23 protein-coding genes are annotated in these 24603 nt (G+C 71.1%); 12 read left to right on the top strand and 11 right to left on the bottom strand.

Annotation, left to right across the window (positions count from 1 at the left end; all coding sequences use genetic code 11):
- Window positions 1-8: 8 nt before the first annotated feature.
- The 4 genes from B4N89_RS03165 to B4N89_RS03150 are packed head-to-tail and all read right to left on the bottom strand — an operon-like array spanning window position 9 to window position 3197.
- Complete coding sequence (locus B4N89_RS03165) at window positions 9-818, bottom strand: amino acid ABC transporter permease (RefSeq protein WP_078974345.1); 810 nt, start codon at window positions 816-818, stop codon at window positions 9-11.
- Window positions 815-1459, bottom strand: coding sequence for an amino acid ABC transporter permease (locus B4N89_RS03160; RefSeq protein ID WP_078974344.1), 645 nt, complete (start codon window positions 1457-1459; stop codon window positions 815-817). Before B4N89_RS03160 ends, B4N89_RS03165 begins: the two co-directional genes overlap by 4 nt.
- A 15-nt stretch (window positions 1460-1474) precedes the next feature.
- Complete coding sequence (locus B4N89_RS03155; protein WP_078974343.1) at window positions 1475-2437, bottom strand: glutamate ABC transporter substrate-binding protein; 963 nt, start codon at window positions 2435-2437, stop codon at window positions 1475-1477.
- 13 nt (window positions 2438-2450) lie between these two features.
- Window positions 2451-3197 (bottom strand): amino acid ABC transporter ATP-binding protein, encoded by a 747-nt coding sequence (locus tag B4N89_RS03150; protein WP_201260775.1) that lies wholly within the window; start codon window positions 3195-3197, stop codon window positions 2451-2453.
- A 265-nt stretch (window positions 3198-3462) separates the two neighbouring features.
- Between B4N89_RS03150 and B4N89_RS03145 the strand changes: the two genes are divergently transcribed.
- Together B4N89_RS03145 and B4N89_RS03140 are read left to right on the top strand one after the other, a co-directional pair.
- Window positions 3463-3669 carry a DUF2191 domain-containing protein gene (locus B4N89_RS03145; RefSeq protein WP_078979074.1) on the top strand — a complete coding sequence of 69 codons (207 nt, stop codon included), beginning with the start codon at window positions 3463-3465 and terminating at the stop codon, window positions 3667-3669.
- A gap of 176 nt (window positions 3670-3845) precedes the next feature.
- Window positions 3846-4232, top strand: coding sequence for a hypothetical protein (locus B4N89_RS03140; protein ID WP_078974341.1), 387 nt, complete (start codon window positions 3846-3848; stop codon window positions 4230-4232).
- Window positions 4233-4306: 74 nt separating this feature from the next.
- On the opposite strand, the gene B4N89_RS03135 is transcribed toward B4N89_RS03140, so the two are convergent.
- The gene (locus tag B4N89_RS03135; RefSeq protein ID WP_078974340.1) at window positions 4307-4975 is read right to left on the bottom strand and encodes a GntR family transcriptional regulator; all 669 of its coding nucleotides are present in this window, start codon (window positions 4973-4975) and stop codon (window positions 4307-4309) included.
- A gap of 166 nt (window positions 4976-5141) precedes the next feature.
- Here B4N89_RS03135 and aceE point away from each other — a divergent pair, with 166 nt between their 5' ends.
- Window positions 5142-7826 (top strand): pyruvate dehydrogenase (acetyl-transferring), homodimeric type, encoded by a 2685-nt coding sequence (gene aceE, locus B4N89_RS03130; protein ID WP_078974339.1) that lies wholly within the window; start codon window positions 5142-5144, stop codon window positions 7824-7826.
- Window positions 7827-8023: 197 nt separating this feature from the next.
- Here the strand turns inward: aceE and B4N89_RS03120 are convergent, their stop codons facing one another.
- Entirely contained in the window at window positions 8024-9754 is a 1731-nt protein-coding gene (locus B4N89_RS03120; RefSeq protein ID WP_143657810.1) for a hypothetical protein, read from the bottom strand.
- Window positions 9755-10027: 273 nt separating this feature from the next.
- On the opposite strand from B4N89_RS03120, the gene B4N89_RS03115 reads away from it, so the two are divergent.
- Entirely contained in the window at window positions 10028-10585 is a 558-nt protein-coding gene (locus B4N89_RS03115; RefSeq protein WP_078974337.1) for a DUF4291 domain-containing protein, read from the top strand.
- Window positions 10586-11176: 591 nt separating this feature from the next.
- Here the strand turns inward: B4N89_RS03115 and B4N89_RS03110 are convergent.
- Window positions 11177-12490: a sensor histidine kinase gene (locus B4N89_RS03110; RefSeq protein ID WP_235618443.1), complete on the bottom strand. Its 1314-nt coding sequence runs from the start codon at window positions 12488-12490 to the stop codon at window positions 11177-11179.
- The gene (locus B4N89_RS03105) at window positions 12487-13140 is read right to left on the bottom strand and encodes a response regulator transcription factor (protein WP_078979072.1); all 654 of its coding nucleotides are present in this window, start codon (window positions 13138-13140) and stop codon (window positions 12487-12489) included. Before B4N89_RS03105 ends, B4N89_RS03110 begins: the two co-directional genes overlap by 4 nt.
- 307 nt (window positions 13141-13447) lie before the next feature.
- Between B4N89_RS03105 and B4N89_RS03100 the strand changes: the two genes are divergently transcribed.
- The 6 genes from B4N89_RS03100 (at window position 13448) to B4N89_RS03075 (ending at window position 20416) form a co-directional block, all read left to right on the top strand.
- Window positions 13448-14035, top strand: a complete 588-nt coding sequence (locus B4N89_RS03100; protein ID WP_143657809.1) for a hypothetical protein — start codon at window positions 13448-13450, stop codon at window positions 14033-14035.
- A 10-nt stretch (window positions 14036-14045) separates the two neighbouring features.
- Window positions 14046-15464, top strand: a complete 1419-nt coding sequence (locus B4N89_RS03095) for a peptidoglycan-binding protein (RefSeq protein ID WP_101896980.1) — start codon at window positions 14046-14048, stop codon at window positions 15462-15464.
- On the top strand, window positions 15461-16234 hold the full coding sequence (locus B4N89_RS03090; RefSeq protein WP_078974335.1) for an ABC transporter ATP-binding protein: 774 nt from the start codon (window positions 15461-15463) through the stop codon (window positions 16232-16234). Before B4N89_RS03095 ends, B4N89_RS03090 begins: the two co-directional genes overlap by 4 nt.
- The gene (locus B4N89_RS03085; protein ID WP_078974334.1) at window positions 16228-17463 is read left to right on the top strand and encodes an ABC transporter permease; all 1236 of its coding nucleotides are present in this window, start codon (window positions 16228-16230) and stop codon (window positions 17461-17463) included. Before B4N89_RS03090 ends, B4N89_RS03085 begins: the two co-directional genes overlap by 7 nt.
- A 609-nt stretch (window positions 17464-18072) precedes the next feature.
- Window positions 18073-19140 (top strand): hypothetical protein, encoded by a 1068-nt coding sequence (locus B4N89_RS03080; RefSeq protein WP_101896979.1) that lies wholly within the window; start codon window positions 18073-18075, stop codon window positions 19138-19140.
- Between the two features lie 226 nt (window positions 19141-19366).
- The gene (locus B4N89_RS03075; protein ID WP_078974333.1) at window positions 19367-20416 is read left to right on the top strand and encodes an SIS domain-containing protein; all 1050 of its coding nucleotides are present in this window, start codon (window positions 19367-19369) and stop codon (window positions 20414-20416) included.
- 40 nt (window positions 20417-20456) lie between these two features.
- On the opposite strand, the gene B4N89_RS03070 is transcribed toward B4N89_RS03075, so the two are convergent.
- Complete coding sequence (locus tag B4N89_RS03070) at window positions 20457-20858, bottom strand: winged helix-turn-helix transcriptional regulator (RefSeq protein WP_078974332.1); 402 nt, start codon at window positions 20856-20858, stop codon at window positions 20457-20459.
- A 101-nt stretch (window positions 20859-20959) separates the two neighbouring features.
- On the opposite strand from B4N89_RS03070, the gene B4N89_RS03065 reads away from it, so the two are divergent.
- Together B4N89_RS03065 and B4N89_RS03060 are read left to right on the top strand one after the other, a co-directional pair.
- Entirely contained in the window at window positions 20960-21598 is a 639-nt protein-coding gene (locus B4N89_RS03065) for an NAD(P)-dependent oxidoreductase (RefSeq protein WP_078974331.1), read from the top strand.
- Entirely contained in the window at window positions 21595-22041 is a 447-nt protein-coding gene (locus tag B4N89_RS03060; RefSeq protein WP_078974330.1) for a nitroreductase/quinone reductase family protein, read from the top strand. Before B4N89_RS03065 ends, B4N89_RS03060 begins: the two co-directional genes overlap by 4 nt.
- 169 nt (window positions 22042-22210) lie before the next feature.
- On the opposite strand, the gene B4N89_RS03055 is transcribed toward B4N89_RS03060, so the two are convergent.
- A complete protein-coding gene (locus tag B4N89_RS03055) occupies window positions 22211-23374 on the bottom strand; it encodes an ROK family transcriptional regulator (protein ID WP_078974329.1) in 1164 nt (387 codons plus the stop codon).
- Window positions 23375-23483: 109 nt separating this feature from the next.
- On the bottom strand, window positions 23484-24230 hold the full coding sequence (locus B4N89_RS03050; protein WP_078974328.1) for a GntR family transcriptional regulator: 747 nt from the start codon (window positions 24228-24230) through the stop codon (window positions 23484-23486).
- Window positions 24231-24603 lie beyond the last annotated feature (373 nt).

Below are 24603 nucleotides of genomic sequence, written 5' to 3'. Positions count from 1 at the left end.
GGGCGGGGTCAGGTGCCCCTGTGCTGTCGCCGTCTCCGGCTTTCGAGGTAGCGGGCCAGGCCGGACAGGAGCATGCACATGCCGATGTAGATCGGGGCGATCACGATGACCACCGGGATGAAGGGGAGGCTGTAGTCGAGGTTCGTGGCGATCTGCTTGCCGGCGTAGAGGAACTCCTCGTAGGAGATCAGGTATCCGAGCGAGGTGTCCTTGAGCGTGACCACCAACTGGCTGATGATCGTGGGCAGCATGGTGCGCACGGCCTGCGGGATCAGGACGTGGATCATCACCGAGGTCTTGCGCATGCCCAGCGCGTAGGCCGCCTCGCTCTGGCCCTTGGGGACCGCGTTGACCCCGCCCCGGAAGACCTCCGCCAGTACCGAGCCGTTGTACAGGGTCAGGCCGGCGATCAGGGCCAGGCGGGGTTCGACCTTCATCGCGATGAAGATGAAGAAGATCATCACCAGCACCGGCATGGCCCGGAAGAACTCCACCACCAGGCCCGCGAACCAGCGGACCACCCGATGGTCGGACAGCCGCCCCGCGGCAAAGAACGCGCCGAACGCCAGGGACAACACCGCCGCCCACGCGAAGACCTGGATCGTGTGCCACAGACCGCGCAGCAACAGCTTCTGCACGCCCACGTATTCGAAGGGCGCCCACTTGTCGCCCGCGAACTGGCCCGTGTCGATCAGCTTGTAGATCACCCAGGCCAGCACGCCGAGCAGTACGACGGTGGCGATCAGGCCGTAAGTACGGTGCCGGGCCAGTGCCTTCGGGCCGGGGATGTCGTACAGCGCCGACGCCTCGACACTCATCGGGCCACCTCCAGACGCTTCTCCAGGATCCGGAACACCGCGCTGAGCGTCAGCGTGATGATCAGGTAGCCGACCGCGATCCACAGGAACGTGGCGACGATGTCGTAGCCGAGTTCGTTGAGCGTGCGGTACGTGCCGAGCAGTTCGACCACGCTGAACGAACCGGCGATGGCGCTGTTCTTGGCGAGTGCGATCAGCGTGCTGCCGACCGGCGGGATCACCGCGCGCACCGCCTGCGGCAGCACGATCAGGCTGAGCGTCTGGCCGAAGTTCATGCCCAGACTCCGGGCCGCCTCGCCCTGACCGACCGGCACGGTGTTGATGCCGGCCCGCACCGCCTCGCAGACGAAGGCCGAGGTGTAGCAGCCCAGGGCGAGCACGGCGAGGGTGAAGAAGGGAAGTACCACGCCGAATCGCGGCAACCCCAGGACCACCGCGAAGAACAGCAGCGTAAGCGGGGTGTTGCGCAGTACGGTCACCCACGCGCCGCCGATCAGCCGCATCGGCCGCACCGGCGAGACCCGGCACCCGGCCATCAGCACGCCCACCACCAGTGCGATCAGCCCGGCGGCCAGGGTCAGTTCGACGGTACCGACGAAGCCCTTGCGGAACAGGGTGAAGTTGTCGAACAGGACATTCATGGTCGACGCCTTCCGCTAGTACCGGTCCACGGGCGGCGGCGGGGGAGCCGGTACGCCGGAGAGGCCGAGGGTCGAGTCGTAGGCGCGTTTCCAGTCGCCGTTTTGTTCGTGCGCGACGATCGCGTCGTCCAGGGCGAGTCGGAAGGTGCGATCGCCGCGCGGTACGCCGATCCCGTACGGCTCCTTGGAGAACGGCTCGCCCGCGAGCCGGAGTTGGTCCGGCACCTTCGCGGCATAACCCTTGAGGATGGTGTCGTCGGTGGTCACCGCGTCGACCTGAAGGCTGATCAGGTTGTCCACGCACACCGAGTAGCTGTCGTAGGCGACGGCGGTGGCCTTGGGGTAGTTGGCCACGATCCGCTGGTACGGCGTGGATCCGGCGACCGAGCAGACCTTCTTGCCGGCCAGGTCCTGGGGGCCGTTGATGGACTTGTCGTCCTTGCGGACCAGCAGCGCCTGGCCGGCGATGTAGTACGGCCCGGCGAAGCCGACCAGCTTCTTGCGGTTGTCGTTGATCGTGTACGTCCCGACGTAGTAGTCGACTTCGCCGTTCTGCAACGAGGTCTCGCGGTTGGCGGAGGTGATCGTCTTGAACTCGATGCGGTCCACCCCGAAGCCCAGCGACGCGGCCATCATCTTGGCGATCTCGACGTCGAAGCCCGAGTAGTAGCCGGTCGCCGGGTCCTGCGCCGCGACGTAGGGCTGGTCCGCCTTGGTGCCGACGACCAACTTGCCGCGCGACTTGGCCGATCGGAACGTGGGCGAGTCGAGGTTCACGTCGGTGGCGACCTGATACGACGGCAGGTCCTTGGGTTTGGGGCCCTTGGGCGGGGGCGTACCGGATTTGCCGCACGCGGCGAGCAACACGACGGCGAGCAGGGCCGCGAGCGGCACGACGGCGGACCGGGGCCGGCGGCGCGGCGGCGCGCCGGTGCGGGCTGCGGTGCCCGCGTCGGCGGAGGCGGTGTGGGTGCGCATGTCCGACCCCCCGTCAGTGCTTGAGGATCTTGGACAGGAAGTCCTTGGCCCGGTCGGTCTCCGGGTTGTCGAAGAACTCCTCGGGCGTGCGCGATTCCATGATCCGTCCGTCGGCCATGAACACGACCCGGTTGGCCGCCGAGCGGGCGAAGCCCATCTCGTGGGTGACCACGACCATCGTCATGCCCTCGACGGCGAGCGAGCGCATGACCTCCAGGACCTCGTTGATCATCTCCGGGTCGAGCGCGGAGGTCGGCTCGTCGAACAGCATGACCTTGGGATCCATCGCCAACGACCGGGCGATCGCGACCCGTTGTTGCTGGCCGCCGGAGAGTTGCGCCGGATACTTGGGCGCCTGGTCGGCGAGTCCGACCCGGGCCAGGAGTTCGCGGGCCTTCTTCTCCGCCTCGGCCTTGCTGCGCTTGCGCACCTTGAGCTGAGCGAGGGTCAGATTCTCCAGGACCGTCTTGTGCGCGAACAGGTTGAAGGACTGGAACACCATGCCGACCTCGGAGCGCAGCCGGGCCAGTCCGCGTCCCTCGGCGGGCAGTGGCCGGCCGTCGATGGTGATCGTGCCGGAGTCGATCGGCTCCAGGCGGTTGATCGTGCGGCACAGCGTGGACTTGCCGGAGCCGGAGGGGCCGATCAGGACGACCACCTCGTTGCGGGCCACCGTCAGGTCGATGTCGCGGAGCACGTGCAGCGACCCGAAGTGTTTGTTCACGCCGGAGAGAACGACGAGGGGGTCTTCCGAGGTCACAGGTATCCGACTCGCCTTCGACACGGGGGCAGGGTCCGTACGCAAGCGCACATGCCCGGAGGATCCACCCACTCGGGACATATTCAGTCGCACCGACGACGCCAACCCCCCTAACGGCCGATAGAGTCCCCTCTCGCGGGTGATCCGACGGTCGTGTGCGTGCGATACCCCGGGAATCCGCAGGCGGTTCGGCGGCGGAGCGGTCGCGCCGACGGGCGGGCAGTCGTGCGATCGTGTGGAGCGGGTCGAGTCGAGGGAGTCGTCGATGGCCAAGGTCAACATCAGCCTGGACGCGAACGCCGTGATCGAGGTCATGGTCCTGTCCGGCGTCCGCAACGCGCAGGACGCGATCGAGGCGGTCGTCCTGGACTACATCGCCCGCGGACACCGCACCGAGGCGCTGACCGGCAACGTCGAGGAGCACCGGCGTACGGTCGAGGAGCGCGAGCGGCGCAACCCGGTCACCGAGTAGCGCGGGCCGCTCCCGGCGGCGATCCCACCCCGCGTACCACCCTGTTGTCCCTTTTGACCGGAAGCCCCGCGTTTGACCGGAGGCCCTGTGCGTGGGCCGAAGGGGCTGGGCGACAATGGTGGTGACACGTGTGACACGGAGCCACACGGCGGGTCGCGGGGGAAGAGGTTGTGCGCATGCGGCTGTGGCTGACCTATCTCGCGTTCATGTCCTCGGTGGGTCTGACGAACCGTACGAGCGACGTGTGGCGCAGCGCGCGTGTGGCCGACGACGTCATGCTCGCGTTCCGGGCGCTGCCGCTGAGCGATCCCGCGCGGCGCGGACTGGTGCGGGCGATGGCGCTGGTGGCGATCCAGATGTGGTGCATGTCCATAGTGATCGCGGTGTCGCCGTGGTTCGCGGCGGACGGGGAGAGTCCGGCGGCGTTCTGGGGCTACCTGTCGCTGATCGCGTTCATGGTGGCGCTCGCGGTCGCGGTGGTCGAGCTGACGGTGATCCTGTTCAACCGGCCGCGCAATGTGGTCGCGCCGCATATGCGCGCGGAGCGCGGCGTCCTGCGGTGAGGGCGCGGGGCGTGGCCGGAGGGGCGGGGCGCACGTACCCGATGCGCCGCGGCGTGCCCTGTACCCCGCCGTGCCTACGGCAAGAGCGCGCAGCCGCCGTAGCCCAGGACGTGTTCGCGCAGTAGTTCGCCCGTGGCCGGGTCGCGGCGGCGGAAGGCGGCGACGATCGGCTCGTGGTCGGCCGCGTTCTCGTGCAGGTCCATGCGGTACACGCGGATCGACAGCGTCGTCCAGACCTCGATGCCCAGCGCCTCCCATACCGAGCCGAGCAGCGCGTTGCCGGACGCGGCGACGATCTCGCGGTGGAAGGCCACCCCGTGCCGGACCTGCGCGGCGGCGTCCCCGGCCGTCGAGGCCGCGTGCAGCGCGGCGACGTGGCGATCGAGCGCGGCGAGTCGTGCGTCGTCGATCCTCGGCAGCGCAAGCCGGGCCGCGGTCTCCTCGAGGCCGGCCCGGACCGGGTAGATCTCGCGCAGATCGGCCTCGCTGAAGGAGCGCACGCGTACGCCCTTGTTCGGCTCCGACTCGACCAGGCCCAGCTGTTCCAGCTCGCGCAGCGCCTCGCGCACGGGGGCCTGGCTGACGCCCAGCTCGACCGCGACGCGGCGTTCGACGATGCGCTCGCCGGGGGCCCAACGGCCCGCGACCACGGCCTCGGTGACGTACTGACGGATCTGTTCGCGCAGCGGACGGCGCTCCAGGGTCGGGCGGGGCGGCTCGGCGATCGGGCGCGGCTCGGTCATCGCGCCAGTGTAGGTGGGGGAGGCGGCTTTTGCGCAATGATCGATCATTGCGCAGAATGAAGGGGCTTCGCCGCCGGACTTCGACCGGAAGCCCGCACGCAGCGGCCTCCCGGAGGCCCGCGCAGAAGCCTTCACCGACTTCACCGATACGAAGGAGGCGGCCCGGATGTCACCCCACACGTCGAGCCGAATCCCGCCCGGGCAGCTCGACCAGCTCCCCGACCGGGACCCCGAGGAAACCGCGGAATGGGCCGAATCGCTCGACGCCGTCGTACGCGCCGCCGGCCCCGGCCGAGCCCGCCTGCTGCTGGCCCGCCTCCTCGAACACGGCGCGCACCACGGCCTCGACCTGCCGCCGGTGACGCGTACCCCGTACGTCAACACCGTGCCGACCGCGGCCGAGCCGGCCTACCCCGGCGACCTCGCCCTCGAGGAGCGGATCACCGCGTACAACCGGTGGAACGCCGCCGCGATGGTCACCCGGGCAAGCCGCTTCGGCCTCGGCGGACACATGGCCACCTACGCGTCGGCGGCCTGGCTGTACGAGGTCGGGTTCGAGCACTTCTTCCGAGGGCGGGCCGACGGCGGTCCCGGCGACCAGATCTACTTCCAGGGACACGCTTCGCCCGGTGTGTACGCGCGGGCCTTCCTGGAGGGGCGCCTGACGGTCGACCAGCTGGATCGGTTCCGGCGCGAGGTGGGCGGCGGCGGGTTGCCCTCCTATCCGCATCCACGATCGTCGGGCGGCTTCTGGGAGTTCCCGACCGTATCGATGGGTCTGGGCCCGCTGGCCGCGGTCTACCAGGCCAGGTTCAACCGCTATCTGCACCACCGCGGCATCAAGGACACGTCGCGCAGCCGGGTCTGGGCCTTCCTCGGCGACGGCGAGATGGACGAGCCCGAGGCCACCGCGGCGCTGACCCTGGCCGCCCGCGAGGGGCTGGACAACCTGGTCTTCGTGATCAACTGCAACCTGCAACGCCTGGACGGCCCGGTACGCGGAAACGGGCGGGTGGTCCAGGAGTTGGAGGGCGTATTCGCCGGCGCCGGCTGGCATGTGGTCAAGGCGCTGTGGGGCCGGGACTGGGACGACCTGTTCGCACGCGACCACGACGGCGAGCTGATCCGCCGTCTGGAACGCACGCCCGACGGCCAGTTCCAGACCTACTCGGCCGCGGCCGGCGCCTACATCCGGGACAACCTGCTCGGCGGCTCTCCCGATCTGCGCGACGTGGCCGCGCACTTGGCCGACGCGCGGCTCGCCGAGGTGGTCGGGTTCTCGCGGGCGGGACACGAACCCCGCAAGGTACACGCGGCCTATCGGGCCGCGGTCGACCACCGCGGCGGCCCGAGCGTGGTGCTCGTGCAGACGGTCAAGGGCTGGACGCTCGGACCCGGCTTCGAGGCGCGCAACGCCAACCACCAGATGAAGAAGCTGCGCCAGGACGAATTCCGGGTGATGCGCGACCGGCTCGACCTGCCGGTGTCCGACGCCGACCTGGCCGGCGAGTTGCCGCCGTACCTGCACCCGGGGCCGGACTCGCCCGAGGCCCGCTACCTGGCCGACCGGCGGCGCGCGCTCGGCGGGCCGGTCCCGGCCCGGCGTACCGCGTTCACCCCGCTGCCGGAGCCGCCGGCGCTGACGTCGGCGCCGTTCGCGGCGCTGCTCGAGGGGTCGGGGAAGCAGGAGATCGCCACCACGATGGCGTTCGTCCGGCTGGCCAAGGACCTGATGCGCGACCCCGTCGTGGGTCGGCGCTGGGTGCCGATCGTGCCGGACGAGGCGCGCACGTTCGGAATGGAGTCGATGTTCCCGACGGCCGGGATCTACTCGCCGCACGGGCAGACCTACGACGCGGTGGACCGCGAACTGCTGCTCTCCTACCGGGAGGCGGTGGACGGCCAGATCCTCAACGAGGGCATCACCGAGGCCGGCGCGGTCGCCTCGTTCACGGCGGCGGCCACCGCGTACGCGACGCACGGCGAGCCGATGATCCCGTTCTACGTCTTCTACTCGATGTTCGGGTGGCAGCGGGTGGCCGACCAACTGTGGGCGCTGGCCGACCAGATGGGGCGCGGATTCCTGATCGGCGCGACCGCGGGCCGGACCACGATGACCGGCGAGGGGCTGCAACACGCGGACGGCCACTCCCAGTTGATCGCGTCGACGAACCCGGCGTGCGTGTCGTACGACCCGGCTTTCGCGTACGAGATCGCGGTCGTGGTGCGGGAGGGGTTGCGGCGGATGCTCACGGCCACGCCCGAGCACCCCACGGGTGAGGACGTCTTCTATTACCTGACGGTGTACAACGAGCCGCTGCCGCAGCCCGCGATGCCCGGGATCGGGGCGGCCGAGGGGATCCTGCGGGGCATGCACTGCTGCGCGCCCGTCGCCGACGCGGAGGCCGACGCCGAACTGCTCGCCAGTGGCACGGCGGTGCGGTGGGCGCTGGAGGCGCAGCGGCTGCTGGCCGAGGACTGGGATGTGCGGGCCCAGGTGTGGTCGGTGACCTCCTGGACCGAGCTGCGCCGCGAGGCGCTGGCCGCCGGGGAGGACCAAGTCCCGTATGTCACCGCAGCCTTGGCGGACGCGACCGGGCCGGTGGTGGCGGTGAGCGACTGGATGCGCACCGTCCCCGACCAGATCGCGCCATGGGTCCGGCAGGAGTGGACCTCGCTCGGCACGGACGGCTTCGGCCTGTCCGACACCCGAGCCGCGACCCGCACCCACTTCGCGGTGGACGCCCCGTCGATCGTGATCCGTACTCTGCGGATGCTGGCCCGCCGGGGCAGGGTCAGGCCCGGGGCGCCCGAGGAGGCGATGCGGCGCTACGGCCGATCGTCGGGATGACGACCGGTGCGGTGGTCGTCGTGCCCGCGCGGGAGACTGTGGGGCCGAATCGATCGCCGCACCGGCCCCGACCCCGAACGGTCGCCGCGCGGTATTGCGGCACCCGGACGGCGCGGTATTCGAATACGTCGGCATCTGACGCCGATACGACCGGGGCCGCCTCCATGGCAGGGGGTGGCCCCGATTGTGTGGGTGGGTCAGTTGCCGGCGATGAGTTGGGCGGGGCCGAAGGTGTTGCCGGTTGCCGGGTCGGGGGTGTTGCCGCCGGGGAAGGTGTGGACGTTGCCGTTGGGGGTGCGGGCCCACAGGTCGGCGTGGCCGTCGGCGTCGAAGTCGCCGTCGGTGGAGACCTTGGGGTAGGTGGTGGTGTCGAAGCCGGTGCCGATCAGCGTCGGGGTGGCGGTGTAGGCGTCGAGGTCGGCGGTGCCGTCGGCCTTCCTCACGGACGCGTATTGGTAGACGTTGCCGTTGGTGCGGTCGCGGATCCACAACTCGGGCAGTCCGTCGCCGGTGACGTCGCCGGGGACCATGATGTCCTGGTTCTGCCGGGTGGCGGGGCCGATGGGGGTTGCGTGGTCGAACGAGCTGGGAAGGATCGTGCCGCTGAACAACCAGAGCTGCGCGTTGCCGGCGGCGTCGGTCTCAACCGTGAACAGGTCTCGGGTGGAGGCATTGGAACCACCGGTGGCCACGCCGTCGACATCGCCGGCAGCCACGAGTTGCTTCACCTGGGACCAGGAGTCGGCGTACCCGGTGCAGGTTCCGTCGACCGCTGCAGGGTCCACACACGTCTGCGGGCGGACCACGACGCTCTTGCGCTTCGTGAGGAAGAATCCGTCCTCCGGAAGTGGGCCGGGGAAGTTGCGGTATGCGCCCAGTGACGAGTTCGCATGCGCGTAGAGGTTGTCGGCGGCGTCCCCGCCGCGGTGCGTGGTGAGGGTGCCGGCCCACGTGCGGTGTCCTCCGGCATCCTCCGCGAGCCCTGCGTTGGCCGCCGCTGCGATTCGACCGCCCGCTGTCGGGTTGTCGCCTGCGCTGTGGAAGCGTAGTGCGCCGGCGGCGTCCACGGAGAGGATGTCCACCTTGCCGTCGCGGTTGATGTCACCGGGTTTGGGGGCGGGCGGATTGGGATTGCTCGGGACGAAGAACGTGTACGTCATGGTCCAGGAACGGTTGCCCGCGTGGTCGATGGTCTGTGCCGACAGATTGTTGGTCCCCCACTGGCCAAAGGTCAGGGGTGGGGTCCGCCAGGTTCCCGAGGGCGCGTCGTAGATCGCCTTTCGTCCCCCACCGACCGGCAGCGAGGTGTCGAGCGCGTACTCGACCCCTGTCAGGTCGGGGCCTGCGGAACCTACGTCGAAGATGAAGACGCCTTCCTGCCCGACGTACTTGCCCCCGCCGTTCACGGGGAAGTCCGTGCTGGTGATGGTCGGAGTGCCGGGTCGGGTGTCGTCGTAAGTGAATGTGCAGCCGACGGTGCGTGCCGGGTCGGGTTGGTTTGCGAGCCCTGCCTCGACGCTCCAGGCGTAGGTCTTGCCGTTGGTGAGGACGGCACCCGGGACACGTGCGATCGCCTCGTGCGTTCCCTGCCACTCCGAGTCCCAACCACCGTCCCACACGGTCGGGTTGCCATTGCCGACCTCGTGGACCTCGAAGTGCGCGCCGATCAGCGGGCCGTTCGGTTCGCCGATCGTTGCGAAGAGATCGAGTGTGCTGGACGAGCCGATCGCACCGAGGAATCCGCAACTGTCCCCCGAACCGTTGATCGGGGCCCGCTGCATCCGCAGGTTGGTGGGACTGGCTATTGCCGTGGATGCGGCGGAGGCGGGTGCGGCGAGCAGTCCGGAGGCCAGGATCGCGGTGGCGATCCCGCCTGTGAGGACGGTGAGTCGACGGTTGTGGATTGGTTTCCTTCGGGGCATCGGCATGGGTGCGCTCCTCGTGTTGCCGGGATTACCGGGCGGAGGAAGGCAACCAGGTGCCTGGGACACCTGCAAGGGCAATCGAATGCCACTGCTGTGCGGAGAGTTGTCGAAGACATGCGAAGAGTTGCCTCCGGTCGCGGGATCCGTCGATTCGGGTGGTTTGGAGGTCGGTTCGACGATCGAGCAGGGTCAGAGGTTGTAGTGAGAGATGGCACATCGCGTTGGACGGGGAAAATGCGTGGCCGGGGGAGGGTGGGGCCGGCAGCGTGTCGGGGCATGGTGATGTTGCGTCGGATTCGGGCCGACTTCGATGCGCGTTCGTTGGTGGTGTACCAGGCGTATGCGCTGGCCATCGCCGAACCGGCGTTGCGGGAGGGGCGGTTCGTGGCGCCGTTCTCGTTCGGGCGGATGACCTGGATCAAGCCGTCGTTTCGGTGGTTGATGCACCGCAGTGACTGGGGGCGCAAGGCGGGCCAGGAACGGGTGTTGGCGGTGCGGATGACTCGGGCCGGGTTCGAGGAGGCGTTGGCGCGGGCGGTGTCGACCGAGGGGTCGGTGGCGGGCGCCGATGTGCATGTGCAGTGGGATCCGGAGCGGTCGGTGCGCGGGGCGGCGCTGAACCACTACAGCATTCAGGTGGGGATCGGGCGCGGGCTGATCCGGACCTTCAACGAGGAGTGGGTCGTCGGGATCACCGATCTGACGCCGCTGGTGCGGCGGTTGGCCGGATTGGTGAAGGACGGGCGGGTTGCCCAGGCGCAGCGCTTGTTGCCGCCGGAAAAGCCGTATCCGCTGCCGACGGCGGTGGCGCGGCGCGTGGGCGCGGACGGCTGAGCCGACGGGGTCGTGGTCGTGCCCGGGTGGGCCGTCGGGCGTGTGCCTCCGTCCACTCGGATTTCGGGGTCTTGGCCGGGCGAAGTGTTTTGGCCGGCGTCGGGTGTCTGGTTGCGTTGGGGTGGCCTCAAGCGCCGGCCGGGCTGAAGGATGTGGGCTTTGTGGGAGGCGGATCGGCCGGGGGTAGTGGCCGGGCTGGGTGTTTTGGCCGGCGTCGGGTGTCTGGTTGCGTTGGGGTGGCCTCAAGCGCCGGCCGGGCTGGAGGGTGTGGGCTTTGTGGGAGGCGGATCGGCCGGGGGTAGTGGCCGGGCTGGGTGTTTTGGCCGGCGTCGGGTGTCTGGTTGCGTTGGGGTGGCCTCAAGCGCCGGCCGGGCTGGAGGGTGTGGGCTTTGTGGGAGGCGGATCGGCCGGAGGTAGTGGCCGGGCGAAGTGTTTTGGCCGGTGTTGGGTGTCCGGTTGTGTTGGGTGGCCTCAAGCGGCGGTCGGGCTGAGGGCGGGTGGGGTGGCCGGGGGTGTTGGGGGTGTTGTCCCTGTTGGCGGAGGGCTGTGTGCAGGTGTTTGGGTTTCGCCCGTAGTTCTTGCCGGGCGTCGTCAACTCGGGTGAGTGTTCGATGCCTTCGGCTTCGGGGCTTTGGCTCGGCAAGGGGTTCGGGGGGTGGGGAGGGCTATTGCTATGGACAGGCCGCCGTGCTGATTGGCTGTTGTGGTGATTCGGGCCGCGTGGGCGTGGGCTATGGCTTGGACTATGGAGAGGCCCAGGCCGGAACCCTTGGCGGAGCCGGTGCGGTTGGGGCGGAAGCGGTGGAAGGGTTCGAAGAGGTCGGGGATGCGGGCGGCGGGGATGACCGGGCCGGTGTTGCGGATGCGGAACGAGCCCGGGGAGACGCCGATCGTGATGAAGCCGCCCGCGTGGTTGTGGCGGACCGCGTTTTCGATGAGATTCGTGACCAGTTGGCGAAGCAGCAGGGGGTCGCCGGCGACCGTGCTCCCGGCCAGGTTCGCGTCCACCCGGACCCCTGCCCGCTCGGCCGCCGGACGGGTTTGGCGCAGGACGTCGGCGGTCAGTTCGTCCAGTGCGACCGGCGTCACCCGGACGTTCCCGCGCTCGCTCACCGCCAGGTTCAACAGCCCGTCGATCAGCCGCTCCGTGCGCCGGTTCAGCGCCAGCAGGTGCTCGCGGGTCTCGACGATGTCCGCCGGCGAGTGCGGATCGGCGAGGCCGATCTCGATCGCCGTGCGCTGGATCGTGAGTGGGGTGCGCAACTCGTGTGAGGCGTTGGCGACGAACAGCCGCCGACTGTCGAAGGACTTCTCCAGCCGATCCAGCATCCCGTCGAACGTGTCGGCGAGTTCCTTGAGTTCGTCGTCCGGCCCGGGCATCGCGATCCGCTCGTGCAGATTGTGTTCGGACAACCGGCGCGCGGTCGCGGTGATGCCGTGCACCGGGCGCAGTACGCGCCCCGACATCCACCACCCGACCAGGATCGAGGCCGCCGCGAGGAGGAGGAGGGCGGCCCCGAGTACGGTCAGCAGCTGGCTCATCGTCACGTCCTGGCCGACCGAACTGGCCCGGCGGATCCGCTCCAGGGGCAACGAGGTCTGGGCGTACGCCCCCGGCTCGGCCGGCTGCGCCGGTGCGGCCTGTACGGGGGCGGCCGGGCCGTACGTGGTCGTGTCGCCCGAGGCGTCGATCGCCAACGTCCTGGCCATCGCCGTCGGCAGCCGCTGGGACACACGCTGATCGACGAACCAGTACACGATGCCCAACAGCACCGTCCCCACCACCAGCGACATGCCGCCGTACATGAGCGCCAGTCGCGCCCGCGCCGACGGCCGCCGGAACACCGCCCGCCGGAGCAGTCGCAGATCGCCCGCCAGGCTGCGCATCGCCACCACGCCGCTCATATCAGGTATCCCGAGCCCGGCACGGTCCGGATCACCTGGGGGTCGCCGAGCTTGGCCCGCAGCTTGGACATGGTCACCCGCACGGTGTTGGAGAACGGGTCGATGTTCTCGTCCCAGACCCGCTCCAGCAGTTCCTCGGCGCTGACCACCGCGCCGTCGGCCGCCATCAGCGTCGCCAGCACCGCGAATTCCTTGTGCGCGAGCCGAACGTACTCGCCGTTGCGGGTGACTTGGCGCCGCGCGCTGTCCAGCACGATGCCGTGCTTCTCCAGCACCGGCGGCACCGCCGGCGCCGCTCGCCGTCCCAACGCCTGCACGCGCGCCAGCAGTTCGGCGAACTCGAACGGCTTGGGCAGGTAGTCGTCGGCGCCGAGGCGCAGCCCGGCCACCCGCTCGGGCACGGTCCCGGCGGCGGTCAGCATCAGGATCCGGGTACGCAGCCGCCCGGCCACCACCCGCCGGCAGACCTCGTCACCGTGCGTGCCGGGCAGGTCGCGGTCGAGCACGAGCACGTCGTAGTCGTTGACCGCCAGCCGCTCCAACGCGCTCTCGCCGTCGTACGCCACATCGACCGCGATCGCCGCCCGGCGCAGCCCTCGGGCCACCAGGTCGGCAAGCAGTTCCTCGTCCTCGGTCACCAGGACTCGCAAGGTTTCGTCGCTCCGCTTCGGGGCCCGGTGGACGGATGAGTCGATCAGGCCGGTGGACAAGGCAAGTGGTGAGGAATGGGGGACGGGGGTTGGGGGGAAATGGCCGACTTCGAGTCGACCCCCACCGTTTATACGCGACCCCGTGTTAGCTCCGGATAACCAATTCGGGTGACGGCCGGGAAACCCGCCGCCACGTAGACCTGCTGTCGCACACACCCCGCCCACGACGCCGTGGGCGGGACGTGCGACCGGACGTCCGGACCACCGGGCCGGACGACGGCGGGGACCACAGGCGGGAGCGGCAGTGATGACGAGGTTCGGGCGCACGGGATCGGGACGGCCCCTGGTGTTGCGGTGGGCGGCCTGCATGGTTCTGGTGGGCGGCCTCGCCTTGACCACGGCCGGGTGCGGGGGCGACGACGGCGGGTCGGCGAAGAACAAGGTGGCCTCGGGCGGCGGCAGCGCCGGCAAGGACCAGAAGGCGGGCGGTCAGCAGGGCGCCGGCAAGGACGACGCCAAGGCGCGCTACGAGCAGATGGTCAAGTTCGCGAGCTGCATGCGCGAGAACGGCATCGACATGCCCGACCCGGAGCAGGGCGAGGGCGGCGCGATGCGGATGCCGGCGATGACCATGGACGGCGACATGAGCAAGACCGAGAACGCGATGAAGGCGTGCGAGAAGTTCCAGCCCAAGCTGGACTTCGACCCCAACGACCCCAAGTTCAAGGAGTGGCAGGCCAAACGGGCGGCCTGCATGCGGGAGAACGGCGTGGAGAACATGGACGACGGTGGCGGCGGTGCCGCCGCGGTGACGATCGACGCGAGTGACGACAAGGTCATGAAGGCGATCGAGATATGCAACAAGAAGGTCCCGCCGTTCGAGAAGCAGAAGTAGGGGCCGCCTCGTGGTTTCGATCGACACCCCGCAGCAGTTCGAGGAGGAGAGCACGCCGCGGCCGGTGGCCCCCGATCGCACGGCGTACCCGCGCGAGCGGCGCCGGCGCCGGCGGCGGCGCGCACTGGCGGCGGCGCTGGTCCTGGCCTCGGCGGGCGGCGCGGCGGCGGTACTGCTGTCCGACGGCGGTGATGGCTCCGACGCATCCGCGAACCGCACGAAGCTGGACGCCGTACCGGTGACCCGCGCCGATCTGGTCGACCGGCAGAACGTGGACGGCAAGCTCGGCTACGCGGGCACCTACTCGGTGAACGCGGCGGCACCCGGCGCGGACCCGGAGACGCCGGGCGGCGGTGCCAACAAACCGCAGGGCGGATCCGGCGGCGGCGGCAACTCCGGCCAGAGCGCGGGTTCGGGCAGCAACCCCGGCGCGAACCCGGGCACGGGCAAGGGCCCCGGCACAGGCTCGACATCAGGTGGAGGTGGAGGCTCCGCAACCGGCGGCGGCACCTCATCCGGCACCGGCAACGCGCCCGGCACCGGCAACGCACCCCCCGACGGCGGCAACAACCCCGGCCCCGGCACCATCACCTGGCTCCCCGGCGTCGGCGACACCCTCGTGCGCGGCGACCGCGTCTACGGCCGGGACGGTACCAAGGTGCCGCTGTTCTACGGCGAGACGCCGTTCTGGCGGGCGTTGTCGGTCGGCGTCGACAAGGGTGTGGACGTCCGCGAACTGGAGCAGAACCTCCAGGCGCTCGGTTACGGCGGATTCACCGTGGACGAGAAGTTCACCGACGCGACCGCCACCGCGCTGAAGAAGTGGCAAAAGGACACGGGCCACAAGCAGACCGGCCGGTTCGATCCCGGCGACGCGGTGGTGCTGCCCGACTCGGTCCGGGTCGGCGAGGTCACCGCCACGCTCGGCGCGAGTTCGCAGGGGCCCCTGCTCAAGGCGAGCGGCACCGGCCGCCGGGTCACCGTGAACCTGCCCGTGAACAAGCAGACGCTCGCCACGAAGGGCGCCAAGGTCCAGGTCACCCTGCCCGGCGGCAAGACCGCGAGCGGCACGATCACCCAGGTCGGCACGGTGGCCAAGGAGGGCGACCAGACCCCGGGCGCGCCGTCGGGCGGCGACAAGGCCACCATCCCCGTGGACATCGCCCTCGACCAGCCCAAGGACGCCGGCACGTTGGACGGCGCGCCGGTCACCGTGGGGTTCACCGGCAAGGAGAAGAAGGGCGTGCTCACCGTCCCGGTCAACGCGCTGCTCGCGCTCACCGAGGGCGGCTACGGCGTCGAGGCGGTCGAACCCGACGGTGGCACCCGGCTGTTGAAGGTCGAACTCGGCATGTTCGCCAACGGACGGGTCGAGGTCACCGGCGACGGTGTGACCGAGGGACTGAAGGTCGGGGTGCCCAAGGCATGAGGAGGTACCGCAAAAGCTCGTCGGGCGCGGCCGAGTCGGCCTCGGCCGCCGGCCCCGGCGGCGCGGCGCCCGTGATCGAACTCGACGGCGTCGGCCGGTCCTACCCGGGTGGCGTGCACGCCCTGATCGACGCGAACCTGACCATCGAGGCGGGCGAACTGCTCGCGGTGGTGGGGCCGTCCGGGTCCGGCAAGTCGACGATGCTGCAACTGATGGGCACCCTCGACCGGCCGACCGAGGGCACGGTGCGCCTGCTCGCCCACGACATCGCCGGCTTGACGGATCGTCAACTCTCCGGCGTGCGGGCGAACTGGATCGGCTTCGTGTTCCAGCAGTTCTTCCTGACCGATCACTTCACCGCCGTGGACAACGTCGCCAACGGCCTCTACTACCACGGGATCCCGGTCCGCGAGCGGCGCGAACGCGCGGCCGATGCGCTGGCCAGGGTCGGCCTCGGCAGTCGGCTCGACCACGTCCCGAGGGAGTTGTCCGGCGGCGAGCGGCAGCGGGTGGCCATCGCCCGCGCGCTGGTGGCCCGTCCCGCCCTGGTGTTGGCGGACGAGCCGACCGGTGCGCTGGACTCGCGTTCCGGTGCGACGGTGATGCGGCTGCTGCACGAACTGCACGCGGACGGCACCACGATCGTGGTGATCACGCACGACCCGGGCATCGCCCGGTCGTTGCCCCGGCGGGTGGAGATCCTGGACGGTCGCATCCACGCGGACAGCGGCGTGCCGAGCGCGCAGCCGGCGGGGGTGGCCGGATGGTGATCCTCGGCCGGGACCCGGGCCCGCGATCCACCCTCGTCCCGCTGCCGGACACCGCCCGGCTCGGTCCGGTCGACGTGGTCCGGGTCGGCCTGCTCGGCGTGCGCGGGCGCCCGATGCGCGCGATCCTGTCCGGTCTGGGCATCGCCATCGGGATCGCCGCGATGGTCGCGGTCCTGGGCATCGGCGCGGCCAGCCAGGCCCGGTTGATGGACCAGATCCGCAGCCTGGGCACGAACATGCTCTCGGTCGGACCGGGCGAGACCATGTTCGGTACCCGGCTGCAACTGCCCGAGGAGGCCGTGGACATGGTGCGCCGGATCGGTCCGGTGACCTCGGCGAGCGCGACCGCCCACCTCGAGGGCCGGAGCGTACGCCGCACCGACCGGATCGACCCGCGCGAGACCAAGGGCATCACCGTCGCGGCCGCCCGCGAGGATCTGCTCGGCACGATCGGCGGCCGGGTCGGCAAGGGGCAGTGGTTCAACGCGGCCACCTCCCGCTATCCCACGGTCGTGCTCGGCGCGCGGGCGGCGGAGCTGCTCGGGGTCGACGGGCCGAACCGGCAGGTGTGGATCGGCGACCGCTGGTTCACCGTGATCGGCGTGCTGAAGCCGGTGCCGCTGGCCCCCGAGGTGGACCGATCCGCGCTGGTCGGCTGGCAGGCCGCCAAGGACCTGCTCGGCTTCGACGGGCACCCGACCCGGATCTACGAGCGCTCCGACGAGAACGCGGTCGCCGATGTCCGCAACGTGCTCGCGGCGACGGCCAACCCGGCCGATCCCGGCGCGGTCAAGGTGAGTCGTCCGTCGGACGCGCTGGAGGCGCAGTTGGCCGCCAAGAACACCTTCACCGGCCTGTTCGTCGGACTCGGCGCGGTGGCGCTGCTCGTCGGCGGGGTCGGGGTGGCCAACACGATGGTCATCTCCGTACTGGAACGCCGCCAGGAGATCGGCCTGCGGCGTGCGCTGGGCGCCGGGCGCGGGCAGATCCGCCTCCAGTTCCTGACCGAGGCGGTGACCCTGTCCGGCCTCGGCGGCGTGGCCGGCGTGCTGCTCGGGCTGATCGTGACGAGCGGGTACGCGCACGCGAAGGGGTGGCCGCTGGTGCTGCCGTGGCCGGCCATCCTGGGCGGTGTCGCGGCATCGGTGGCGATCGGCGCACTGGCGGGGTTGTACCCGGCCGGACGCGCGGCGCGACTGCCACCCACGGAGGCGCTGAACGGGGCCTGATCGAGGGCACGGCGGAGCCCCGGCCGGCCGCCGATCGGGTGGGACTGGGCAAAGGCTGGGCAATTCCTGGGTGTCGGCTGGGCAAGGTTTCACCATCGCGCCCGCAGACTCGCGCCACCGACCGTCGACGAGACCGCCCGATCGCGGATATCACCCTCCGAGTTCGGGCGGTTTCGCCACGTGTGGGCCCCGCGTCGGGAATTCCTCTGCCGCCGCAGACCCGCCAACCGACGGGAGGGGGCGGGCGATTGCGGCGGTACCGAAGCCGCGCGTTCCGCATACGTGCAGGTGGGAGGGGGAGAGGAGACGCAACGTACGACCAGATGATGACGCCGCCCCGGTCATGTCATCGATTCGGTTGACAGTGGCCGGCGGCGAAAGTCGGTAATCTGTGAGACGGAACAGCGGTTCACCACCCCCCGCATCGCCCGGTCGACCGGAACCTGTCGCAACCGCGGAGCGCCCGCCCTGCGTCAAACCACCCGACCGGTGTGTCGTGTCCTCGTCCTACGATGACGCTGCAGAGGGCAGGGCTTGGTGAACACCACATCGCCACCGGCTCGGGTCCGGGGCTGTCGGACTCGACGAGTCGTTGGGGGTTGATCAGCAGTGTTGCGCGTTCTCGACGATCGCCGGGACGACGGCGACGACGTCGCCGCCGGCGGCGGGTCCGCACCCACCGGCACCCTCGTCGAGTCACGGCGGCCCGCCGCGACGGAGACGACCGGCGGGGCCGACACGACGACCCGGACCGTCTCGACGGCGGATCGCGGCGGTGTCCGCGGCGCGCTGTGGTCCGCACCGTGGCAGCTGCTCCTCTTCCTGTGGCGCACGTTGTGCGGCGAGTGGCGCGGCATCGTGGCCGACCCGGTGCGTCAGTTGTGGCGCAGTCGCGGCAAGGGTCTCACGCTCGCCGTGGTGGCCAGCTCGGCGGTGATCTTCTTCCACGCGATCGGGCAGACCCCGGCCGGCAAGACCGTGGTCCGCCTCGTCGGCGGGGTCAGTGCCGACCTGCCGCTGTGGTTGGCGCTGCTGCGCACGCCGATCTCGTTGTTCGTGCCCGCGCTGAACCTGCCGGTGTGGGCCGGCATCACCCAGCTCTTCCTGGCATTCGCGATCGCCCAGCTCTCGCTCGGCGCGGGCCGCACGCTGATGGTCGCGTACGTGACCACGCTCGCGGGCACGATGGGCGCCCGGATCATGATCGCGATCGGCCCGGACCACGCGCTCGGCCTGCCGTCCTCGGCGGCGCACGTGCTGGACACCGGCCCTTCGGCGGCGGTGGTGGGCCTGTTCACGTACCTGTCGATCATCCACCGCGCGCCCATACTCTTCACCATCACCGGCGGGTCGATGGTTCTGGAGTCGATCATCCTGCCCAACCTCGCCGGCCGTGAGCACCTGATCGCGGTGGGTGCGGCGATCGTGCTCGGTCTGCTCGCGGGGCGGACCCGGCCGGGGTGGTTGGCCTGGACGGACGGGCCCCGGGAGCGGGTGCGGGCGGTGGTGGCCGTACCGGTGGCCCGGGTGCGTACGTTCGGTGCGATGCCGGGTGTGTGGCTGCGGGCCAGGCGACAGGCGCGACGCGAGTCGACGGCGGTACCGGTGGGCAGGGTGGATCTGCGCAAGGCCGATCCGGACCGGGTCGTCGCCGGGCGGGCACGCGAGAACGCGTAGCCGGATCGGCGGAGGAAGCGGGCATGCGCGGGGCGCGTGCCCGCTTTTGTCTGCCTTCGATAGTGGTCTAGACCAATATTGCCCGCTGCTCGGCGCGGTGGATACCTTCGGGGCACCGCGCCGGAGGTCGTTCCGGGGCGGGTCGAGGCGGGTCGGAGGCGGGGAGTTCGCCCGTACCGCCCTCGCCTCGTACTCCGCTTCGTCGCAGTCCGGAGGTACCACCCACATGCTCGATTCCCCCGTGCCCGGGTCGGTGATGGCCCGCGAGATCGCGGCGCAACCCGAGGGGCTGGCCCGGATCCTGGCCGACGGGCTCGGGCCGATCCGGGCGGCCGCGGCCGAGATCCGGGCCCGCGACCCGAAGTTCGTCCTGTTCACCGGGCGCGGGACGTCCGACAACGCCGGGCTGTACGCGCGCTATCTCACCGAGGTCCTGCTCGGCCTGCCCGCCGGGCTCACCTCGATGTCCACCACGACCGCATACCGCGCCCGGCAGCGACTGGCCGACTGTCTGGTCGTGACGGTGAGTCAGTCGGGGGGTTCGCCGGACCTGATCGCCTCCGCCCGGCAGGCCCGCGAGGACGGCGCGTTCACCCTCGCGGTGACCAACAACGCCGACTCGGTGCTGGCCCAGGAGTCCGATCTGCACCTGGACGTACTGGCCGGCCCCGAACTCGCGCTGCCCGCGACCAAGACATACACGGCCGAACTGCTCACGCTGTTCCTGCTCGTGGACCACATCAGGGGCGGTACGGGGGAGGCGGCCCAGGGGTTGCCCGCCGCGGCCCGGGCGGTCCTGGAGCGGCAGGCCGAGATCGAGGCACCGGCCGAGCGGTACCGGTTCGCGGACCGGCTCGTGGCGACGGCGCGCGGCTACGGGTATCCGACCGCGTGCGAGGCGGCGTTGAAGATCATGGAGACCAGCTACATCGGCGCCCAGGCGTTCTCGGGCGCGGACCTGATGCACGGGCCGCTCGCGATCGTGGACCCGGGCTGGCCGGTCCTGGCGGTGGCGCCGGAGGGTGCGGGCGGGCGGGCACTGCGGCCGGTGCTGGACCGGCTGCGCGAGCGCGGAGCGGACCTGTTCCTGGTCGGCGCGGCCGAGCCGGTGGCCGAGTACGGCCGGGGCTTCGTGCTGCCGGGCGGGGTGGCCGAGGAGGTGTCGCCGATCCTGGAGATCCTGCCGCTGCAACTGCTGGCGCGCGAGATCGCGTTGGGGCGCGGGTGCGACCCGGACGCGCCGCGGGCGCTGGCGAAGGTGACGCAGACGCGGTAGGCGTGGCGGGCTCGGGCGGAGTGGCGGCCCGGGCCCTTTTTCAGGCGGTACGGTCCAGGACCGTCGATGCCTCGCGGGCGTCCAGCAGTTCGTCCCAGTTGGCCGCGGCCCACGCGCAGGCCGCGGCCATCGGGACCAGCATGCCGCGACCCAGCGGGGTGAGGGCGTAGGTCACCCGGCGGACCGGGGTCTCGGACGCGGTGCGGCTGATCAGGCCGTCGCGTTCGAGCGCGCGCAGGGACTGGGTGAGCACCTTCGCGGTGACGCCGTGCATCGGGACGCGCAACTCGGAGAAGCGGCGCGGGCCGCCCTCCAGGCAGCGGATGATCATCCCCGCCCACTTGTCGCCGAACCGGATCGGGGACAGGTTCGACGGGCAGACCGGGTCGAACATGTCCGCCCGCAGTGGTTCCCCCGTGGGTTCCCTCGTGGCCTCGCTCATGGGTCCACCGTAGTCGGTACCCGGGAGGTAACCACGCCCCCGGATAGCGTGCGTGGCGGTGGTCGACGCAGGGATCGACCCGGATATACGGGGTGTATTGGATGAGCGACATCATCGTCTTCGGCGCGGGTGGTCGGACCGGTCGGGCCGCGATCGCCGAGGCGCTGCGGCGCGGGCACGGGGTCACCGCGGTGGTGCGTGATCCGGCGAAGTACGGGGATCCGGCCCGGGCGCGGGTGCGGGTGGTCGCCGGTGACGTGACGGACGCGGACGCGGTGGCCGACCTCGCGGCGGGTCACGACGGAGCGATCGCGGCGGTGTACGACCCGGCGGCGCCGACCGCGGACTTCTTTCCGCGCGCCGTGCGGGCGCTGCGCGAAGGGCTCGACCGGGCGGGCGTACGGCGGCTGGTGTGGGTGGGGCTGGCCTCGGTGTTGCCGACGGCGTCCGGCGTGCTGTTGATGGACACGGCGGGATATCCGCAGGAGTACCGGCAGTTCTACCTGGCGCACGGGGAGGGCAACGCGGTGCTGCGCGAGGCGGGCGGCGGCCCGGACTGGGTCGTGTTGAGCCCGGCCGGGGACTTCGACCACGCCGGTACGCGCACCGGCGTGTGGCGGCGGGCCGACGGTGCCGCCGAAAGCCGGGTCTCCTACCCGGACTTCGCCATCGCGCTGCTCGACGAGGTGGACACCCCCACCCTGCACGGCGTGCACGTCGGGATCGAGGACGGCCGATGACCGGGCGGCCGGCCGGCGAGCGTGGGGTGGACAGCCCCGACCCGTGGGTGGCCGACCACATCCGGCGCCTGGTGGCGACCGGCGGGCAGGCCCGGGAGGGCGTGGACGACCTGCTGCTGACCACGCGCGGGCGCCGGTCGGGGCTGCTGCGGCGGACCGCGCTGGTGTACGTGCGCGACGGTGGCCGGTGGATCGTGACCGGGTCGAACCGGGGGGCCGATCGGCATCCGGCTTGGTACCTCAACCTGGTCGCGGAGCCGAGGGTGACGGTCGAGATCGGCGGGCAGGCCTTCGCCGCCCGGGCCCGGACCGCGACGCCGGCGGAGAAGCCGCGGCTGTGGGCGTCGATGGTGGCGGCGATGCCGTCGTATCGCGCCTATCAGGAGGGCACGGCTCGGGAGATTCCGGTGGTGATCATCGAGCGGGTGGGCGACGCGGGGTAGGTGGGGCGTGCGCGGACCGGGTCGTGGGCGTCTCGCCGATCGGTTTGCGGTCGGGGACGCCCTCGGGCGGGCGCGTGCGGTGACGTGTATCGGCGTGCCGGGCAAGGGGCCGCAACTGATTCTGTTTTTTGGTGCGGCGAGGCGCGGTACCGGGCGGCGCGGACCCGGCCTAGGCCCGTGCCGAGCCGGTGTGTTCGACGGCGAAGAGGCGGTGTTCGGCGCGGTCGAGGGCCACGCGGACGGCGCCCAGGGCCACGCCGTCGGCGCCGAGGGCGGACAGTTCGACGCGCGGCATGCGCAGGCACAGGCGCCGCAGTTCGGCGGTCAGGGGCGGGACGGCGTCGGCGAGGCCGGCCGCCCAGCCGCCGATCACCACGATCTCCGGATCGAGGGCCAGGACCAGCGCGGTGACGTCGTGGATCAGGCGCTGGACGAAGCGGTCCACCGCCTCTCCCGCGGTGCGGTCGCCCTCGGCCGCGTGCCGGAACACCTCGCCGACCGCCGCCTCGTCCAGCGGCGGCAGGGGGGTGCCCGTGGTGGAGAGCAGGTTCTCCGGGGTGACCTGGCGGCCGAGCAGGTGCAGTGCGCCGATCTCGCCGGCCGCGCCGCCGAAGCCGCGGTGCAGCCGACCGTTGATGAACGAGCCGGCACCGGGGCTGAGGCCGGCCATCACGTAGACGATGTCGTCGGAGCCGACCGCCACGCCCTTCCAGCGCTCGCCGATCGCGGCCAGGTTGGCGTCGTTCTCCACCTGGACCGGACAGCTGAACGAGCGGCCGAGCCGGCCGCCGAGGTCCAGGCCGGTCCAGCCGGGCATCGCCGAGGACAGGGTGACCACACCCTCGGTGTCCACGATGCCGGGAGTGCCGACGCCCACGCCCCAGAGCGAATTGCGGGAGACCTGGGCCCGCCGCAGGGTCTCGCTGACCGCGGCGCGGACCCGTTCCAGGCGGTCCTCGGCCTCGCAGCCCTCCTCGACGGTGCGCGCGGCGCGGCCGATGATGGTGCCGCCGAGATCGGCGAGGACGACCCGGATGCGGTGTACGCCGACGTCGATGCCGAGCAGGTGGCCGGCCTCCGCGTGGAACCGGAAGCGCCGGGCGGGACGGCCGCGCGGACGGCTGCCGTCCTCGCCCTCGGCGGTGGTGGTCTCCACGACCAGGCCCTCGGCGAGCAGCCCGTCGACGACGCCCTCGACGGTGGGTCGGGACAGACCGGTGGCCTCCATCAGGGCGGTCACCGTCAGCACCTCGCCGCCGCGCAACGCACGCAGGGTCGCCGCGGAATTGATCCGCCGGACCACGGAGGAATCCCCGCCGGTCGCCTGTGCCACAGCTCGTGTCCTCTCCCCGCGTCGCACACGGGACGTTCGTCCGGGCCGCCGCGCCCGTCGTGCACGCCGTCGTCGCCAGGCGCGGATGGTACCCGGATTTCGGGTCGGATCAGGACGCGGGGCGCAGTGCGGTCGGCCCGGCCTCGGCGAAGGCGAGCCGGCAGGTGTCGGCGCGGTAGGTGGCCACGGTGACCGCGGCCGTACGGCCGAGCGCGGTGTACGTCGTCGTCACGACCAGGACGGCGGTACCCGGCGGACGCTCCAGGTAGCGCGCCTCCTCGGCCTCGGCCACGGCCAACTCGACCGCGCGGTGGCGCCCTTCGAGGCGGTGGCCGCGCAGCTGACGCAACATCAGCGACGCGCGCTCGAAGTTCGGGACGCGGGTGGAGAGGGAGGGTACGACGGCACGCGAGACGTAGAGGCATTCCAGGCCGACCACCTGGCGCATGGAGAACTGGCGCCGGCGCAGGCGGTGGACCAGGGCCGAGGGGCGGCCCTTGAGGGTGTCGGCGAACTCCTCGGTGACCGGCACGGTGGCGCAGTCGATCACCTCGCGGTCGCGCAGGTCCACGCCCGGCCAGCCCTCGCCGTCGGCGCCGAGGGAGACGTCGACGCGGGGGCCGGCGACCGTGGTGCCGGCGCCGCGCTTGCGGACCAGGCGGCCTTCGAGCTCCAACTGCTCCAGGGCGTGTCGAAGGGTGGCCCGGGCGACCCCGAAGCGCGCGGCGAGGTCGCGCTCGTTGGGGAGGATGTCGCCGGAGTTGAAGTCCTCGTCGATCGCCTTGAGCAGCGAGGTGCGCAGTTGCCAGTACTTGGGCTCGCCGAAGACCGCCGTCTCGTCCGGCATTGTCGCCATGCTGCTCACGGACGCCCCCTCGGCTCTCCGACGCCTGTGCGGCGCGGATTTATTGCATGCTCGGTTTACTAAAGACGGTTGAATATAACCGCGCCGGACCACGAAAGGTCCAGACCAAGTCGGATGAACTTCCCGGTGACCTGTCTCACATCGCCACATGCGCCGCGACACCCTCCTGCTCGACCTGCGCGAAGGCACACCCCGCCGGGGCGGCGGATGTGGGGTGAGGGAATCACGGGAGAGCCGAACGTCTGGTCGGTTTCCGGCGGCGCTCACGCTCGGACCACACTCCCGACGAGGCCTCGCCCTCGATCCTGCGCCACGGCGGAGTCCCCCCGACGACCTGGTTTGCTCCCCCCGGAAACGCCCGCAC

Origin of the sequence: Embleya scabrispora (assembly GCF_002024165.1) — a bacterium.
Taxonomy (GTDB): Bacteria; Actinomycetota; Actinomycetes; order Streptomycetales; family Streptomycetaceae; genus Embleya; species Embleya scabrispora_A.
The sequence above is the reverse complement of the archived record's forward strand: the minus strand, read 5'-3'. Positions and strand labels throughout refer to the sequence as shown.

What these genes read in the sequence shown, in the direction of transcription:
- B4N89_RS03090 (WP_078974335.1), top strand. Translation starts at nt 15,461, where the DNA reads ATGAGGAGGTACCGCAAAAGCTCGTCGGGCGCGGCCGAGTCGGCCTCG.
- B4N89_RS03070 (WP_078974332.1), bottom strand. Translation starts at nt 20,858, where the DNA reads ATGAGCGAGGCCACGAGGGAACCCACGGGGGAACCACTGCGGGCGGAC.
- B4N89_RS03145 (WP_078979074.1), top strand. Translation starts at nt 3,463, where the DNA reads ATGGCCAAGGTCAACATCAGCCTGGACGCGAACGCCGTGATCGAGGTC.
- B4N89_RS03050 (WP_078974328.1), bottom strand. Translation starts at nt 24,230, where the DNA reads ATGGCGACAATGCCGGACGAGACGGCGGTCTTCGGCGAGCCCAAGTAC.
- B4N89_RS03085 (WP_078974334.1), top strand. Translation starts at nt 16,228, where the DNA reads ATGGTGATCCTCGGCCGGGACCCGGGCCCGCGATCCACCCTCGTCCCG.
- B4N89_RS03165 (WP_078974345.1), bottom strand. Translation starts at nt 818, where the DNA reads ATGAGTGTCGAGGCGTCGGCGCTGTACGACATCCCCGGCCCGAAGGCA.
- aceE (WP_078974339.1), top strand. Translation starts at nt 5,142, where the DNA reads ATGTCACCCCACACGTCGAGCCGAATCCCGCCCGGGCAGCTCGACCAG.
- B4N89_RS03100 (WP_143657809.1), top strand. Translation starts at nt 13,448, where the DNA reads ATGACGAGGTTCGGGCGCACGGGATCGGGACGGCCCCTGGTGTTGCGG.
- B4N89_RS03160 (WP_078974344.1), bottom strand. Translation starts at nt 1,459, where the DNA reads ATGAATGTCCTGTTCGACAACTTCACCCTGTTCCGCAAGGGCTTCGTC.
- B4N89_RS03135 (WP_078974340.1), bottom strand. Translation starts at nt 4,975, where the DNA reads ATGACCGAGCCGCGCCCGATCGCCGAGCCGCCCCGCCCGACCCTGGAG.
- B4N89_RS03060 (WP_078974330.1), top strand. Translation starts at nt 21,595, where the DNA reads ATGACCGGGCGGCCGGCCGGCGAGCGTGGGGTGGACAGCCCCGACCCG.
- B4N89_RS03140 (WP_078974341.1), top strand. Translation starts at nt 3,846, where the DNA reads ATGCGGCTGTGGCTGACCTATCTCGCGTTCATGTCCTCGGTGGGTCTG.
- B4N89_RS03155 (WP_078974343.1), bottom strand. Translation starts at nt 2,437, where the DNA reads ATGCGCACCCACACCGCCTCCGCCGACGCGGGCACCGCAGCCCGCACC.
- B4N89_RS03115 (WP_078974337.1), top strand. Translation starts at nt 10,028, where the DNA reads ATGGTGATGTTGCGTCGGATTCGGGCCGACTTCGATGCGCGTTCGTTG.
- B4N89_RS03065 (WP_078974331.1), top strand. Translation starts at nt 20,960, where the DNA reads ATGAGCGACATCATCGTCTTCGGCGCGGGTGGTCGGACCGGTCGGGCC.
- B4N89_RS03120 (WP_143657810.1), bottom strand. Translation starts at nt 9,754, where the DNA reads ATGCCGATGCCCCGAAGGAAACCAATCCACAACCGTCGACTCACCGTC.
- B4N89_RS03110 (WP_235618443.1), bottom strand. Translation starts at nt 12,490, where the DNA reads ATGAGCGGCGTGGTGGCGATGCGCAGCCTGGCGGGCGATCTGCGACTG.
- B4N89_RS03075 (WP_078974333.1), top strand. Translation starts at nt 19,367, where the DNA reads ATGCTCGATTCCCCCGTGCCCGGGTCGGTGATGGCCCGCGAGATCGCG.